Raw genomic sequence first — 16114 nt, 5'->3', positions numbered from 1 at the left:
GTCCTTCCTTTTTGTGTTTTTTTGGTTTTGCGATTAAAAAGTTCGCAAAAATAGGACTGAGTTTCTTTGATTCGCCTATCATTTTGAAAAGCTATTTAGCGATGGCACTACCTGTACACAATGGATTTCAAGATGCATCGCGGCGGCGAAGGAGTTCATCCCTAGGAGCATAGATAACCGTATGTTTATAAAAACGGTGACCGGGGTGAGCGAGCGCAGCTAAAAAAGAGGCGACTTGAAAGACGAAGTGTATATGCTGATTCTTTACGCGTGTGGATCACTAGCACCTTTAATTCTAAGAAAATAGTGAACTCTTGGGAGGATTTACCCGGACGAGACATTTGCAGTCTTGATTCTTGTAAATCATCTTTGGCTAAAGAGTGTTGGTAATTTATCGCAACAAGGCAATTAGACAGTACGGGATGATTATCACCCACAATCAGGTAAACTGAATGCAATATCGTTCATAATTTTCATCAGGCGCAGTCAATTGATGAGCAAATTTGCGATACAACTTTTTCTGTGTGCGCCATAGCCATATGCGCACTACCTCACCTTTACTTTTTTTATCTCATCAAAAAGAGGGATGTTATGAAATCACGTGCTGCCGTTGCCTTTGGGCCAAACAGACCACTCGAAATTGTTGAAATTGATGTAGCACCACCGAAAGCCGGTGAAGTATTGATTAAAGTCAGCCATACCGGTGTTTGCCATACAGATGCTTTTACACTTTCAGGTGATGACCCCGAAGGTTTATTTCCTGTTGTGCTCGGACACGAAGGCGCCGGAGTCGTTATTGAAGTTGGTGAAGGCGTTACCAGTGTTAAACCCGGCGATCATGTCATTCCATTGTATACCGCTGAATGTGGTCAATGTGATTTTTGCCAGTCCGGTAAAACTAACCTCTGTATTGCCGTTCGCGATACTCAGGGAAAAGGTCTTATGCCTGATGGAACAACCCGCTTTTCCTACAACGGACAACCTGTTTATCACTATATGGGATGTTCCACATTCAGCGAATATACCGTTGTAGCTGAGGTTTCACTGGCAAAAATCAACCCGGAAGCAAATCATGAACATGTTTGCCTGTTAGGTTGTGGCGTAACGACAGGTATCGGTGCTGTACATAATACGGCTAAAGTTCAACCGGGAGATTCTGTTGCTGTTTTCGGGCTGGGTGGAATCGGGCTTGCTGTCCTTCAGGGAGCACGTCAGGCCAAAGCAGGCCGTATTATTGCTATTGATACCAACCCGACTAAGTTTGAATTAGCCAGACAATTTGGTGCTACAGATTGCATCAATCCCAACGATCATGACAAACCTATTCAGCAGGTTATTCTGGATATGACGAAATGGGGAGTTGACCATACTTTCGAATGTATTGGTAACGTCAACGTCATGCGTGCAGCGCTTGAAAGTGCTCATCGTGGCTGGGGTCAGTCAGTCATTATCGGTGTTGCAGGTGCCGGACAGGAGATTTCTACTCGCCCATTCCAGCTTGTTACCGGTCGGACATGGAAAGGAACAGCCTTTGGTGGTGTCAAAGGACGCAGCCAGCTACCGGGCATGGTTGAAGATGCAATGAAGGGTGAAATTGAGTTGGAACCTTTCGTGACACATAAAATGCCGCTGGAAGATATCAATGAAGCCTTTGAACTGATGCATGAAGGTAAATCTATCCGGACGGTAATTCACTACTAATTGTCCCGTCTCCACTTTCTACCGTTTTAGAGAGAAAAGTAATGGAAAGAATTGAACATCACGCATCCTTTGGCGGATGGCAGGATGTCTACCAACATGAATCCAGCACTCTGAATTGTCAGATGAAGTTTTCTGTTTTTCTGCCGCCTCAGATAAAAGACAAGAAATTACCGGTATTGTACTGGCTCTCCGGCTTAACCTGTACTGAGCAGAATTTCATTACCAAAGCCGGAGCTCAGCGTTATGCCTCAGAACATGGCATCGTTATCGTTGTTCCGGATACTAGTCCGCGAGGCGATGATATTCCTGACGATCCTGCTTACGATCTTGGAAAAGGGGCCGGGTTTTATATCAATGCGCTAAAACAGCCCTGGGCAGCGCATTATCAGATGTATGATTACATTGTTTCAGAGCTACCTGAGTTAATCGAGAAGCAGTTTAATGTTAACGATATACGGGCCATCAGTGGGCACTCTATGGGTGGACATGGCGCATTGGTTATTGCGTTGAGAAACTCGGAACGTTATTGCAGTGTGTCGGCATTTGCGCCAATTGTAGCCCCGAGTCAGGTTCCGTGGGGAGAAAAAGCGTTTTCGGCTTATCTGGGCGAAGACCGATCGCTATGGAAACAATATGATACGGTAGAATTAATTAAAAATGGTGAAGTAAAAGAACAATTACCACTTTTAATTGAGCAAGGAACGGGTGACGATTTTCTGAATCGCGAGTTGCGCCCCGACTTGTTACTGAATGCCTGTAATGAAGAAAATTACCCGATAACCATCAACTTTCGTCAGGGTTATGATCACAACTACTATTTCATTGCCAGCTTTATTGAGGAGCATATTGCCTATCATGCCGGGGCAATGCAAAAGCGGGCTGAAAGGTAGTAAACATAATAAATACTTAATGTAACTATTAAGTTAAAATTTATAATGAAATTATTTATAAGGTATTGTAATTATTCATCTAATCACCAATACCTTTTTACGGAGAGATATAAAGGCAATAAAGTATTTATCTAAAAACAACTGATTAAAAATAAACCAACACAATAAAAAATGATATAAGAAAGCGTAAAAATATGACACTCACACACAAAATGTAAATATTATTTTTGTAGAATATATCCCTATCTATTTATTTTCTTACTATTAAACTTATTGTTATAAAGATAAGAGGTTTTATGGACTGGTTGGTGTTTTTTATTTTTGTGTTTCTAATTGGTTTCTTTATTGGTCAAAAATTCAAACGAAAAGAGCGTACTAAAGTCATCTATCGAGATACCCCATCTCAAGTAACATCTCGTAAAAATTATGAATATCGCCCACAAAAAAAATTCAAAAATTCTCGATGGGAAGATAAGCATGAACTGTTTTGGTCAATGATGGACGATGGCGTTTATATAAAGAAAAAACGAGATGGTTTCCTTCTCACTGAAACAGAAAATAACTACTACAAGAATCTCTTAGGATGGTTTGATAAAAATTGTCATGTTCACTGCCAAGTGTCTTTAGGACAATTAATTGATTTTCCAGAACAAGATGGTTTTTCCGATGAAGAACGTCGTAGATTTTTCACTATTTTTAATGGTATGGCGATGGATTTTGTTCTTGTATCAAGAAAAACCAAAAAAATAGTTTGTGTTATCGAACTGAATGATCACACCCACAAAAAAGAAGAACGCATAGAGAGAGACAAAAAACTTCAAAAATTGATGGAATCCGCAAAAATTCCATTTATGCCAGTTACAGTGTGTAACATAAATGAATGGCCAGATATTTGGACAGTGAGAAAAGAAGTTTTACCAGAATATCAATAATAAATTTTCAAGGCGCCAAACTAAATTAATTATATCACTTAACACATCATTAATTTAGTTTGGCGCAAATAACATTTATAATCTGCTGCTTTTTATACAAAAAATACACATTTTATATTTAAAATCCCCTCGCCTTTAAATTTAATTTGCGATAGCATCTGCGCCCTTTTTACAATTTTTCGACAATTGAAGATGAGGAAACCTATGTTCATCGGTTTTGACTATGGCACATCAAATTGCGCAGTAGCAGAAATGATCGGAAATACGCCACAGCTGATCGCTATTGAAAATGACAATTTTTATATGCCTTCTGCACTGGCAGCACCAACCCGAGAATCAGTTTCTGAGCACTTGTTCCGCCACAGAAATATTACTCCGGGTTCTCCAGTCGGTGAGCAGTTACTCCGCAGCGCAATTACGGCAAATCGTGAGGAAGGTATCGATCTTTTACCTGAAGATATCGTATTCGGTCAGGCTGCATTGACACGATATCTGGAAGATCCTCAGGATACTTATTACGTCAAATCACCAAAATCTTTCCTCGGTGCTATGGGGCTAAGAGAAGTGCAAATCAGCTTTTTCGAAGATCTGGTTTGCGCCATGATGTCCAACATCAAGCAGCAGGTAGAAAGCAAAACCCAGCAATGTGTTGAGGAAGTCGTTATTGGGCGTCCAGTCAACTTTCACGGACGTGGTGGTGAAAAATCGAACCAGCAGGCCGAGTTGATTTTGTTACAGGCAGCAAAACGTGCGGGCTTTCGTAATATAGAATTCCAGTTTGAGCCTGTCGCGGCGGGGCTGGAATATGAATCCACCCTGACTGAAAATAAAGTCGTTTTAGTCGTTGATATTGGCGGCGGAACAACAGACTGTTCGCTCATTCAGATGGGGCCGGACTGGTGTGGTAAATCCGAACGTAGTGACAGTTTACTGGCGCACACCGGTCAACGTGTTGGCGGTAACGATCTGGATATCAATCTGACGTTTAAACAACTGATGCACCCTTTTGGCTTAGGCAGTAAATTTGCCTCAGGTATTGATATGCCGCTCACTCAGTTCTGGAATCCGATTGCCATCAATGACGTGCAGGCACAAAAAGAGTTTTACTCTCGCCAGAACCTGGCCGCATTAAAATCTTTACACCGAGATGCACAAGAGCCGGAAAAACTGGCACGGTTACTGAAAGTTCACCACGAAACACTGGGATACAGTCTGGTACGCAGCGCTGAAGAAGCGAAAATCGCACTGTCAAATAACAGTGAATATCGTGCTCAATTAAATTTATTATCAGAAATTATTGAAATCGATATTCAGCGCGATCAAATGATAACCGCTATCGAATCTACAAAAAATAAAATGACCAGACTCGTCAGCGAGGCAGTGACTCAAGGCGGCATTCAGCCGGATGTCATTTTTATGACCGGTGGTTCAGCCAGTTCTCCTATTCTGCGTCAGGCGGTTGAGCAGGTATTACCGGAAGTGCCTCTGGTCAGTGGTAATTACTTTGGGTCTGTGACGACAGGCCTGGCACGCTGGGCGAAAGCTTGTTTTTCTTGATATTACGAACCCGTTAATACTTCACTGTTTTGAACTCCCCCGTTCAATATAACGGGGGAGTTTATTGGCTTGTATACAGGATCAACAATTTTATTTGAGTTTATCTTTCATATCCTGAATTTTGATATCTAAATCGATAAGTCCGTTATCAAACGCTTTCTGATACCATTCAAGTGCTTTTTTCTCATCTTTCGGGACAACCTCACCCAATTCGTAAATTATCCCCAGATTTCTCTGAGCTAAAGCCGACAGAGACTCTTCAGCATTCAGATACCACCCCATGGCCTTATTGTGATTTTTTTCTACCCAATTGCCGGTCCAGTAAAGATGACCAATATTTTCTGAGGCCTGAAGGTTCTTTTGCAGAGATGCTTTTGAAAACCATCCCATTGCTATCCAGCCACTTTTTTCGACTCCCAGCCCTTCCATGTATAAATAACCCAGCGCATTCTGCGCGTTAGCATCTTCCTGTTTAGCCGCTTTTTCATACCATTTGTGGGCTAATTTATAATTCTGGTACACGCCGGTACCAGTTCGGTAATAATCGCCCAATTTTACTTGTGATTCGGCATCGCCCTGTTTAGCCGCTTCAGCATACCATTTTGCTGAGTTGGAATAGTTGCTCTGCCCGTTATATCCTTCAGCATAAATCTGGCCCAATATCTTTTGAGCATAGAGATCCCCCTTTTCTGCGGCTTTAACGTACCAACTAATGGCATCAGCATAATCTTGTGGTACACCTAATCCATTAAAGTACATATAACCTAAATTAGCCTGCGCAATCGCCTTTCCCCGTTCAGCAGAGCGAATATTCCATTTGTATATATCGCTGTCATCCAGCCCGACATCTAATTCTTCAAGGTAAAGAGCGACAATATTTGACTGTGCATCATAATTCCCCTGTTTAGCTGCTTTGAGAAACCATATGGCCGCTTCTTTGGCGTTCTGTGTTACTCCGAGTCCCTTATGATAAAGAGAAGCCAGATAATATTGTGCCCCTGCATCCCCTTGATTAGCCGCTTTCCTATACCATTTAGCAGCTTCTTTATAATCCTGCGGAACATCTAATCCTTTTTCATACAATCGCCCGGTTTTAAATTGCGCTTGCGTATTACCACCGTTCGCTAATCGTAAGCAGGCTGAAAAAGCGCCTTCTTCTATCTGGCAGGGATCCTGTGGTTTACATGCTGTGGTTAATACGCTGAAAACCAGAAAAAAGCTGATACAGAGTAATCGTTCCATGTTGTTGTTCCTGATTGATTATTGTGGAGAGCTTCGTTATTTCCTGAGTTTTTTCATTAATATTTCCACTTTCTTCCCGACACCTGCCGCTCCGTTTTCCTGCGCTTTTTGATACCAGCCAAGTGCTTTTTCATGATCCTGTGGCACAATTAGGCCTTGTTCATAAATGCGTCCCAGATTTAATTGTGCAGTAGCATCACCTTGTTCAGCCGCTCTGAGAAACCAGGCTATCGCTTTTTTACCGTCTTTTTTGACACCATCACCATTCAGGTAAAGTACACCGATATTATTCGCTGCCAATGTGGAGTTTTGATCTGCTGCCTTCAATAACCATTTCATTGCAGTCTTGCTATTTTTTTGAACGCCGATACCATCCATGTAGAAATAGCCAATATTAACCTGCGCATCAACGTCCCCTTGTTTAGCGGCTTTGAGATACCATTTAGCAGATTCTTCATAATCTTGCCGCCCTCCTAATCCCGATGCGTAATATTCCCCCATCGAATACTGTGCATCGGAATCCCCTTGCTTAGCCGCTTCCATATACCACTTAGCTGATTCGGTATAATTTTGTGGTACACCTAGCCCATATTTATACTGATAACCAAGATTAAACTGAGCAGTTGAAACTCCCTGCTCCGCAGCTTTGCTAAACCACTTAGCAGATTCTTCATAGTCTTGCGTAAACCCTAACCCTTTCATGTATAAATATCCCATATTAAACTGGGCTTCAGGGTCCTCTTGTTCAGCAGCAAGAAGAAACCATTTGGCGGCTTCCTGATAATTTTTCTCTACACCAGATCCTTTTCTATAAAGAATCCCAAGATTATTCTGCCCGACAGTATTTCCCTGCTCAGCTGCCTGTAAATACCATTTAGCCGCCTCCTGATAGTCCTGTTTTATACCCAGTCCTTTATCATAGAGATAGCCTATATCAACCGGCGCATCCGGATCGCCCTGTTCAACCGATTTAAGATACCATTTCAATGCTTCTTGATAGTCCTGTTCAACGCCTAGCCCTTCTTTATAAAAGTAAGCCACATAATACTGAGCGTAAGCATTTCCCTGCTCAGCCGCTGCCCGATACCATTTCATCGCCTGTTGATAATCTTTTCCGACCCCCAATCCATTTCGATAAAGGTTGCCAAGAGCAGTCTGCGCATCAACATCTCCCTGTTCGGCTGATTTAAGATACCATTTAGCTGCTTTCGGATAGTCTTGTTCTACCCCCAAGCCTTCTTTATATAAATAGGCAATAAAATATTGTGAATAGGCACTTCCCTGCTCTGCTGCCTGACTGAACCATTTCGCGGCTTCTTTATAATCCTGAGGAGCACCTTTCCCCTTAAAATATAAATACCCGATATTATCCCGCGCATTGGTATTACCTTTTTCTGCTGCCGGTAGATACCATTTAATCGCTTCCTGATAATTCTGTTCTACACCAAAACCTCGTCTATAAAAATCGCCAAGATTATCCTGACTCTTCGTATGCCCCAGTTCAGCGGCCTTGGTATACCATTTGGCGGCTTCCTTATAACTCTGCTCTACTCCCAGCCCCTTATCATAGAGATATCCGATACTAAATATTGCATCAGGATCACCCTGCTCAGCTGATTGCTTATACCATTTGAGTGCTTCCTGATAATCCTTCTTAACGCCAAATCCGTAGTAATAAAACTCCCCTATATAGTACTGCGCATAGTGGCTTTTTTGTTCAGCGGAAGCACGGTACCATTTCATTGCCTGTTGATAATTTTGCTCTGTGCCCAATCCATTCTTGTAGAAATCACCCAGTTTGGCCTGTGCATAAGAATTTCCCTGCTCAGCCGCTGCCTGATACCATTTCAGCGCCTGCTGATAATCTTGCTCTGTACCCAATCCATCCTTGTAGAAATCACCCAGTTCGACCTGGGCATAGGCATTTCCCTGATCAGCCGCTGCCCGATACCATTTCATTGCCTGTTGATGATCTTTTTCTACGCCCAATCCATCCCGATAAAAATTACCAAGATCAAACTGTGCATCGACATCCCCTTGTTCAGCGGCTTTGAGATACCACTTAACCGATTCCGGATAGTTTTGTTCTACTCCTAGCCCTTCTTTATATAAATAGCCAATAAAATACTGTGAATAAGCATTCTCCTGTTCAGCAGCCTGACTGAACCACTTCATTGCTTCTTTATAATCCTGAGAAACACCCATTCCTTTAAAGGAGAAATACCCCAGATGATTCAGAGCATCAACACTGCCCTGCTCAGCTGCGGAGAGATACCATTTGGCGGCCTCCTGATAGTTCTGCTCAACTCCCAGTCCCTGATTATAAAGATTGCCAAGGCTGACCTGACCAAAAGTGTGTCCCTGTTCAGCCGACTGGAGATACCACCTGACTGCTTCCTGATAGTCCTGCTGTACACCAAGCCCTTTCTCATAAAGATACCCTATGTCCACTTGTGCATCGGGATCTCCCTGTTCAGCCGATTTCGCATACCATGTGAACGCTTCCTGATAATCCTGCTCGACGCCTAATCCTTCCTTATAGTAATACCCTACAAAATACTGGGCATAAGCATTCCCCTGATTAGCACCAGCGAGATACAATTTGAAAGCTTCTTTATAATCCTGCTCCACTCCCCACCCTTTATGGTAGAGACCAGCAAGAGTATTTTGTGCCTCGATATCCCCCTGACCGGCAGCAGTTTTGTATTTTTCAGCCTCTTCCTTATAGCGCTCATGAAGATCCGCCTGCGCATCAGTATTTCCCTGCTGAGCAGATTCGGTATACCATCTGATTGCTTCCTGATTATCTAATGGAACTCCTAGTCCTTTTTCATACATTTTCCCGATCTTATATTGTGCAACGGCATCACCTTCATCAGCTAACCTCAGACAAGTAAGGAAAGAAGATCCATCAACCTGACACGGATCTGCTGGCTTACATGCTGAGATAGAAACAGTCAGAGTGAATAAAAGAGCAAGCAAGGGAACGCGTTCCATGTCTTTAATTCCTTATTTTTGGGAGTTCAGTCGGAGGGCAAAGTGAATACACATTAACAAATATTATATGATGGGGGAATAATGTTGATTATTTTAATAGGTGTTAAAAACAGGAGCTTATTATCTTTTTACAAAAACAGTCTACTGAAGAAATAATAATTCAACAAACCAGTGTGAAAAAATCATGTAACAGCCAAAAGCAAATTATTAGTCAAAATAGACTGAGATGAACGAGTAAGTTAATTCAACCGAAAACCGACAGATTATGATCTATCCAAACTTAGTGAGCCTGTACATAGATCTTTGTACAAGCCCTACAATTTTTCAAAACCATAAGTTAATTTTTTAACTTATTAAAATTACAAACCTAATTCACTGAGTCCCGGATAATTATCTGGTCGACGCCCCAAAGACCAGTGAAATTTACGCTCATCTTCATTTATAGGGATATCATTAATACTTGCAAAACGGTTTATCATCATTCCATGTTCATCAAATTCCCAATTTTCATTACCATATGAACGAAACCAATTACCCGAATCATCATGCCATTCATAGGCATACCTTACAGCAATCCGGTTCCCTTCCACTGCCCATAACTCTTTAATTAACCGATAGCTTTTTTCTTTTATCCATTTTCGGACTAGCCATTTTTTTGCTTCATCTCGGCCATTAACGAACTCTGTTCTATTTCGCCACCTCGTATCTTTGCTGTATGCCAACACAACTTTATCAGCATCACGCGTATTCCAGCTATCTTCTGCAATACGGACCTTCTGTGTAGCTGTTTCATAATTAAATGGAGGAATAGAGTGGAGGGGGTTGAAAACAAAATTAACGCAATCCTCGACTGGCACTTTTCATGGTTTGCTACGGAAGACTTTCAAGGATGCCTGTTCATGCATGCTCTGGCTGAATTTAAAGAACACGATGAAGCTATCGTTAAACAGGCCCAACAACATAAAGTATGGATAAAATCACTGTTGTTATCTATTTTCTCAACCAATCAGGGAAATGCAGAGAACAAAGCAGAAGCACTGATAACATTTATAGAAGGAATGATAATAAGAGCTGAGTTTGGTGAGATTTCAGGTCAGGAGGAATGTTATCGAACAATGGCAGAACGATTCATTTAGAATGTGTTCCAATTGAAGGTTTTTCGGTCTCTTAGCCAGCAATGCTGACCAAGAGACCGATTACCATAAGAACAAAAAACGTTCAGAGAATACCCTGGTGTTGGGTTAGTTTAAAGCTAATTACCTTCCGTCTTTCAAGCTGCTACTTTGTTGGCTTCGTTCACTTCCCCCTGTCACATAGTTGACTATGCTCCTGAGAGTCTTTCCCTTACCGCCCGATACAACTCGAAATCCATTAGGTATATTCAAAATAATGAAAATTATTTGTCTAAATAAAAGGCAGTGATAACTCACTCCCCCGGTTATCTGACAAAATCTTAATTATAACTTATATTTTTACAGCCAAATTAATACACCAGACTCATGACAAAATCAACAAATAAAAGCTCAAATGTTGATTTAGCTACACAATATTCGCGTTTTTATTTAGCTATCAAAAAACATAAAATGATTAATGTTAATTTATCTAATTGATTTATATAAATAAAAATTTAAAATATTGTATTTATCACTAAATGCAAAAAAATAAGCATATTTTACAAAATTTATTGCATAGATAACGTGAATATGAAAAGTACTACTGTATAAATATACGGAATTTATAGTATCCTTTTAATCACGATAAAGTTTAAATTGAAGGCTAACCATCAGCCATTTCATCAATATACCCCATGAGTTTCGAGTTGTATTACGGCAATATAGGAGCGCAGACAACAAAGAATTAACATGGAAAACAGTGGATATAGCAGGATGTTATACTACATTAGGCAGGATTTTATCGATGAAATAGCATGGAGAAATGCTCTCCATGCGGTTGATTAATGTGCAGCCTTAACAACCCAGCGATTGAACAAATAACGCGAGCCATAGGCAGGAAAGACGTTAAACAAAGCAAAGAAGATTTTAATTAAGATCTGCACTACCATCATTCCAATGATCTGATTGGTAGGAAGTTTTCCGTAGAATGCAACAAAACAGAAAACAAAACTATCAAGGATTGAGGCTATAAACGTACTAAAAAACACCCTTAGTGCCAGAAACCGGGAGTTTGTCATGTCTTTTAACTTACACAAGACATACGAATTAACCAGCTCTGAGACTAAAAATGACAATGAAGAAGCAAAAATCGCCGACAGGATGTGATTCATCAAAGCATTATACTGCTCATTCAAACCCCAGCCCGGAATGGCTGGTAGAGCCGTCGATATACTTAATAACGAGACAATAATCAGGTTAGAAGCCAGAGACATGTATATTGCTTTTCTTGCCAGCCGGAATCCGTAAAACTCACTGAGCAAATCAATAACTAAAAATGAGAACGGATAAATGAAAGTACCCGGAGTCACAATAATATCAAAATATTCGATATAGACAGGTTTCGCTGCTGCTATATTACTGAAAGTATAGAAAATTGTTAGTAACAGAGCGAGAAGTGAATAAACAACCCAGGACTTTTCGTTACGCTCCTCAATTTCATAGATTGAGGGTGAATTTGGAAAACTAGAGTATATTTTTCTGTAGAGCGATTTCGTTTCGTGACTATCAAAGTCATCTGCTATTTCACTCTTTTCTAACTCCTTCACATTGATTTTTAAAACTTTTCCTGTTGATAAAATTAATACATTGGCTGTATTATCGTAACTGTTAAATCCCAATAATTTATATTTTTTTCCCATACCCAAACCGCTCTTCCATTATATCTCCAATCACTGCAAAATCGTCTGAATTCTCAACACAAGACTCATTGATATGAAACTTTTTCTGTTTTGGATCGAAACATAATTTAGGGTTGTCGCTCTGATAATTACCTCTCCTGACTATTAGTAAATCACCAGCATTATATTTACCCGAAAAATCATTCTCAAGTAAAATAGCGACAACATTAGGGCCAGAACCAAAATAATAAGTTAGTGTTCTTCCAACAATAAGTGTGCCAATTTTACTTTCATAAAACTCGGTAGTAACACACTCAGATTGCATAAACAGCGGGACAGCACACGGATTCATATTCCCTTCATAAGAAACAATTGCATCAATGCGCTCTTTTTCTGCAATATCAATCGCTTCGATCTCACTGTAAGAAATACCAAAAAAATTAGATACTTTTTGGATTGTTGAGGAGTGAACACTTTGTACCCGACCATCTAAAATATTGTAGATCGTTGTTCGATTAAGCCCCGTTCGGTCACAAAGTGACACCCGGGTTTCCCCTCTAGAATCAAGTAAATACTGTAAATTTTTTCTCAGGTATTCCATTTTTTGTTTTTTATACATAGCAATGCCTAGGAAAATATGTAACCATCTAATTTATATGACCTTTTAGAATAAACATTTTTTATTAAACTTCGGAAGAGTGAAGAACACCCTTGCTATAAGACATAAAAAATGATAGCAAATTTATTTGCCAACCTTATTATTTAATAATACAACTAAATTGTTTTTTATGGAAAATATTAATTTTTCGGGTTATATTTTGATTAACACCATTAAAAAATAATAATAAAAATACAAAAATAATATTAAATAAAGTGAATATGACTTATGCCAATGCTTTTTATTAAAAACTCGCCCATCCCATCTAAAAATTATGACTTCTATTTAAAGATCAATGAGGAATAACATATAGATATATTGGTTACTATTTACAAAATAAAATTTACCACATGTAAACTATATGAGATAAAAATGAGTTCACTCTATAAAAATAATGAACCCTACTTGAAAGGGTTGATCGCTATGATGGAACATCTCAGCGATCCTTGGGGCATTAAGGATTTAGAGTCCCGTCATATCTATATGAATAAAGCAGCCTATCTATACACTAATACACCTGAAAATTTTGACGTAGAGGGTAAACTTGACTGTGAATTTCCAGCTCACTGGTCTGAAGATCAATTTACACAAGATTTAAAAGAGCATGACAGGAGAACCGAAGAATCAAAAGACAGGGTTTCCATCATCGAAACCCATTATTGGTATGGAAAAAATAGTCTCGCCCCTTTTATCAGCGAAAAATTTCCTGTGTACAACGATGAAAAAGAGTGCATTGGCATTGTCTGGAATGCCAAGCCACTCAGTAGCCTTTCTCCTCTAAAATATATTAATCAACATAAACCCAGCGTGTTAACAACAGAGGCCGAAACAAACTTGTTTACCAAAGGGGAACTGGATGTCATCTTTTTGATGTTGCAAAGGCGTTCAAGTAAGGAAATAGCTCAGATTTACAATGTCACTCCTAAGACAATAGAAAATCGGATATATAACATCTATCAGAAAGCGAATGTTCACTCGCATCAGCAATTTGAAGAATTTTGCAGGCATTTACAATTAGATAGTTATATTCCTGAACGTCTAATTGAGAAAGGCGTTCTATTTATCTAAAAATCAGGGAATGATCGATGGTAGTGGTCAAAATTGAACACAGCCCACTAAGCCGAGTACCACAACAACAACGTTTATCTTTGCTGAGCGTGGCTATCGTCCATATGGGCATGTTAACCGCATTAGATCAATTTATGTTAGGTGCTGTCCTCGGCAACGCTATGGCACTGAACGATGCATTTATTGCTATTTTTATTGGCAGTCTGATATTTGGTATTGTCACTTTTGGCCTCGGTTTTGCCGGCATGCGTGAAGGCTTATCCGGTAGTTTATTAGCCCGGTGGTGCGGTTTTGGACGAATAGGCTCCGTGTTGATCGGTCTTGTTATTGCCGTCAGTTTATTAGGCTGGTTTGGCATTCAGAATGCTATTTTTGCTAAATCCCTTAACTTTGCTTGCGGGGATAAACTTGGCTTTAGTCTTGCGGCAATCATATCCGGTGCTTCATTGACGACTCTTGTCGCTTTTGGTTTTAAAGCATTACGATTCACCGCCAGAATTGCTGTACCCATGTTTATCTTGTTAGTTGTTTATATTTCCACCATTGTACTACCAGGTAATTCTGGCCAGAACTGGTATGAAATTATGCAACTACCTCATTCAGATGAAACTTTATCTATCAGTGCAGGTATCACCATAGTTGTTGGTGGCGCAATTGTCGCCAGTTTGATGACTCCTGATCTGACTCGTTATACCAAATCAGGGCAACATGTTTTTGGGATCACGCTGTTGACGATTCTTGCCGGTGAGTTTGTTATTAATGGGCTGGCTATTTTAATCGCGAAAGCACTAAATACAGCCGATGTTGTCACCATTATGTCCCAGGCCGCGGGTGGTGCAGGTTTGTTTGTCGTAGTGTTTTCAACATTAAGAGTGAATGACCTAAATCTGTACTCTTCATCATTGGGGGTTATCAATGCTGTCGAAGGGATTACTGGAAAAAAACTACGCTACCCTCCAACAACAATAGTAATTGGGACATTGGGAACCCTATTTTCCATTTTGGGTATTCTAGATCGATTTGTGGATTTCCTCACTGTGCTCGGCGTTGTTTTCCCGCCAATTTTGGGAGTCATGTTGGTTGATTATTATATTTTACGCTCTTATCGAAAGGTATTGGATGAAAGTAGACAAAAAGTACAACTTCCTCCAGAAATACCGGTTATAGGGTGGGCTGCTATTATTGCTAGTCTCGTTGGCAGTATTATTGGGTTAACTGTTGAGTGGGGAATACCAGCACTTAATTCATTACTAATAGCAAGTGGAGTTTACTGGTTCACTAAATCTGCTCTTAAACGCTTACCATAGTTATCCCCAAATATTGCTCCCTACTAAGGGAGCAATATACTTTTCGTCTTTCAATTTATTCTTTTACCAACAAGCCCTATCTTTAAGCTCATTGTGTTCGTAATAAAAAAACCTTAGCTCTTACTATGCTTTTCAGCGTACGTGTCACTATTAACCCATTGATGATCTGCTTCCCATGTAAACAGCCACTTACGCGTAGGCCCAGCCATTACGTTCAGGTAATAGCTATCATATCCGGCAATTGTTGCTACAGGATGATACCCTTTCGGGACCATCACAACATCTTTGTTATACACCGCCATTGTTTCATCTAATAAGCGATCATCAGTGTAAACACGCTGTAAACAAAAGCCTTGTGGTGGGTTCAGACGATGATAATAAGTCTCCTCCAAATAGGTTTCCTGAGGTTCATTATCAGTATCATGTTTATGGCTGGGATAGGAGCTGGTACAACCTTCATCAGTATAAACTTCCACGACCAATAAACTATCAGCTGGCTGATGATCAGGAAGGATGTTATGAACATAACGACGATTATTCCCATTCCCCCGCTGTTCAGCCCCAATATCCTGCGGTGTAATTAAGCGGGTTGGATAATTTCCTTTCCCTTTTGCCTGACAAACCGCCAGTTCTAGATGGGTTTGAGCAATAATCTCTATCACCTCATGTGGCGCGATATAAACAGCATAAGGTTTTTTACGCTCAAACGGACTCATACGATCACCAATCTGTTCAAATCTCTGCTGAGTAGTGCTCACTGTTGCTTTTCCTGCAACTAAAACCAGACAGGTTTCATTTTCAGAAGCAGCCAATGTTATTGACTCCCCCTCATCCAGCTCGTAAACATCAAAATGAACATATCCCCAGTTTGCGATTTCTGGCGAGATATGTTGTGTCCGCTTGTTTTGATCGGGTTTATGATATTTTGACAACAGCTTCGACATACAATCTACCTCAAGGTCACTTTTTAA

General features: G+C 40.2%; 13 protein-coding genes. 7 read left to right on the top strand and 6 right to left on the bottom strand.

All coding sequences use genetic code 11. The annotated features are described in order from the left end of the window. The first annotated feature begins 591 nt into the window (after positions 1 to 591). The 4 genes from Xsto_RS12610 to yegD all read left to right on the top strand — a co-directional run bounded on the left by Xsto_RS12610 (position 592) and on the right by yegD (position 5080). Positions 592 to 1701: an S-(hydroxymethyl)glutathione dehydrogenase/class III alcohol dehydrogenase gene (locus tag Xsto_RS12610; RefSeq protein ID WP_099111786.1), complete on the top strand. Its 1110-nt coding sequence runs from the start codon at positions 592 to 594 to the stop codon at positions 1699 to 1701. Between the two features lie 41 nt (positions 1702 to 1742). Further along, a complete protein-coding gene (gene fghA / locus Xsto_RS12605) occupies positions 1743 to 2591 on the top strand; it encodes an S-formylglutathione hydrolase (protein ID WP_099125273.1) in 849 nt (282 codons plus the stop codon). A 296-nt stretch (positions 2592 to 2887) separates the two neighbouring features. After that, positions 2888 to 3523: a DUF2726 domain-containing protein gene (locus Xsto_RS12600; protein WP_244590394.1), complete on the top strand. Its 636-nt coding sequence runs from the start codon at positions 2888 to 2890 to the stop codon at positions 3521 to 3523. A 204-nt stretch (positions 3524 to 3727) separates the two neighbouring features. Then, positions 3728 to 5080, top strand: a complete 1353-nt coding sequence (gene yegD, locus Xsto_RS12595) for a molecular chaperone (protein ID WP_099125272.1) — start codon at positions 3728 to 3730, stop codon at positions 5078 to 5080. A 90-nt stretch (positions 5081 to 5170) separates the two neighbouring features. On the opposite strand, the gene Xsto_RS12590 is transcribed toward yegD, so the two are convergent. The 3 genes from Xsto_RS12590 to Xsto_RS12580 all read right to left on the bottom strand — a co-directional run bounded on the left by Xsto_RS12590 (position 5171) and on the right by Xsto_RS12580 (position 10176). Further along, positions 5171 to 6322, bottom strand: coding sequence for a tetratricopeptide repeat protein (locus Xsto_RS12590; protein WP_099125271.1), 1152 nt, complete (start codon positions 6320 to 6322; stop codon positions 5171 to 5173). A gap of 36 nt (positions 6323 to 6358) precedes the next feature. Then, on the bottom strand, positions 6359 to 9319 hold the full coding sequence (locus tag Xsto_RS12585) for an SEL1-like repeat protein (protein WP_099125270.1): 2961 nt from the start codon (positions 9317 to 9319) through the stop codon (positions 6359 to 6361). A gap of 359 nt (positions 9320 to 9678) precedes the next feature. Further along, positions 9679 to 10176: a nuclear transport factor 2 family protein gene (locus Xsto_RS12580; protein ID WP_099125269.1), complete on the bottom strand. Its 498-nt coding sequence runs from the start codon at positions 10174 to 10176 to the stop codon at positions 9679 to 9681. Between the two features lie 42 nt (positions 10177 to 10218). Between Xsto_RS12580 and Xsto_RS12575 the strand changes: the two genes are divergently transcribed. After that, positions 10219 to 10455, top strand: coding sequence for a hypothetical protein (locus tag Xsto_RS12575; protein WP_211284316.1), 237 nt, complete (start codon positions 10219 to 10221; stop codon positions 10453 to 10455). Positions 10456 to 11273: 818 nt separating this feature from the next. On the opposite strand, the gene Xsto_RS12570 is transcribed toward Xsto_RS12575, so the two are convergent. Both Xsto_RS12570 and Xsto_RS12565 read right to left on the bottom strand, forming a co-directional pair. After that, the gene (locus Xsto_RS12570; protein WP_099110509.1) at positions 11274 to 12131 is read right to left on the bottom strand and encodes a queuosine precursor transporter; all 858 of its coding nucleotides are present in this window, start codon (positions 12129 to 12131) and stop codon (positions 11274 to 11276) included. After that, entirely contained in the window at positions 12115 to 12729 is a 615-nt protein-coding gene (locus Xsto_RS12565) for a helix-turn-helix domain-containing protein (protein WP_099110508.1), read from the bottom strand. Before Xsto_RS12565 ends, Xsto_RS12570 begins: the two co-directional genes overlap by 17 nt. A 411-nt stretch (positions 12730 to 13140) precedes the next feature. Here Xsto_RS12565 and Xsto_RS12560 point away from each other — a divergent pair, with 411 nt between their 5' ends. Then, positions 13141 to 13836: a helix-turn-helix transcriptional regulator gene (locus tag Xsto_RS12560; RefSeq protein ID WP_099110506.1), complete on the top strand. Its 696-nt coding sequence runs from the start codon at positions 13141 to 13143 to the stop codon at positions 13834 to 13836. 23 nt (positions 13837 to 13859) lie between these two features. After that, positions 13860 to 15143: a cytosine permease gene (locus Xsto_RS12555; protein WP_099125274.1), complete on the top strand. Its 1284-nt coding sequence runs from the start codon at positions 13860 to 13862 to the stop codon at positions 15141 to 15143. 113 nt (positions 15144 to 15256) lie between these two features. Here the strand turns inward: Xsto_RS12555 and iolB are convergent, their stop codons facing one another. Next, the gene (gene iolB, locus Xsto_RS12550) at positions 15257 to 16087 is read right to left on the bottom strand and encodes a 5-deoxy-glucuronate isomerase (protein ID WP_099110505.1); all 831 of its coding nucleotides are present in this window, start codon (positions 16085 to 16087) and stop codon (positions 15257 to 15259) included. Positions 16088 to 16114 lie beyond the last annotated feature (27 nt).

Origin of the sequence: Xenorhabdus stockiae, from assembly GCF_002632825.1 — a bacterium.
Classification (GTDB): domain Bacteria; phylum Pseudomonadota; class Gammaproteobacteria; order Enterobacterales; family Enterobacteriaceae; genus Xenorhabdus; species Xenorhabdus stockiae.
This window is presented reverse-complemented; position numbering and strand designations above follow the sequence as displayed.